This window comes from Mycobacterium sp. SP-6446, assembly GCF_001954045.1.
In the GTDB taxonomy this organism is placed as follows: domain Bacteria; phylum Actinomycetota; class Actinomycetes; order Mycobacteriales; family Mycobacteriaceae; genus Mycobacterium.
On sequence record NZ_MBEM01000241.1, the window covers coordinates 1 to 873 of the forward strand.

At 60.7% G+C, this 873-nt stretch carries 1 protein-coding gene; it reads right to left on the reverse strand.

What is annotated here, in order from left to right:
* The coding region (locus tag A5736_RS21955) for a serine/threonine-protein kinase (RefSeq protein WP_139333498.1) at window positions 1–873 on the reverse strand (873 nt) is incomplete at both ends.

Consider the following 873-nt stretch of genomic DNA (forward strand, 5'->3'; position numbering starts at 1 on the left):
GCTGGCAGTGTTAGCTCGGCGTTCGTTGCTCGAATGCCCGTGTGACCGCCGAGGCTTTGACCTAAGGCGTCGGCGAAGTCCGTGCAACGAGCGAATCGGTCACCCGGATTTTTCGCCAAAGCCAGCGCAAGGACCTCGTCGAGGCCTGCCAATTCGGGTCGGATGACGCTGATTCGGGGGGGCGGGCTCGTGAGGTGTGAACTGATGATAGCTACGGGATTATCGCTAGGGAAAAGGGTTGTGCCAGTAAGAAGGTGATAAGCGGTGGCGGCTAACGCGTACTGATCGGCCCGTCCATCGATGTGGCCGCCCAACAACTGTTCGGGCGCCGCATAGGCTGCTGTACCGACCGTCATATTTGTCTGTGTGAGACCACTGATCTCGTCCCGATTGCGTGCAATACCGAAGTCGGTCAACAAGATACGTTGCCTTCCACCCGCTGGACGGGTCAGCAGGATATTGGCCGGCTTGACATCGCGGTGCAGCAAGCCTTTCTGGTGGGCATAATCCAGCGCGCTGGCGACGCCGGCGATTACGGTGCACACGTCGGCAGCTGGCATTCCGGACGGACAGCTTTCCCGGAGCACTCGACGGGTATCGAACCCGTCGACGTAGCGCATCGCGATCCACAGATCACCCTCGAATTCGCCGCGGTCATACACCTCAACGATGTGTGGATGCCACAGCGACGACGCTAAGTCGGCCTCTCGAATGAACCGCTCTCGAAAACTTGAGTCGGCGGAGACATCGGCGCGCAAAACCTTCAGCGCTTCCAGCCGGGGCAACCGCGGATGTCGAGCCAAATAGACCTCACCCATCCCGCCGCTGCCCAACAGCCGCACCACGGTGAACCCGGCGAAATCCGCCCCTTCC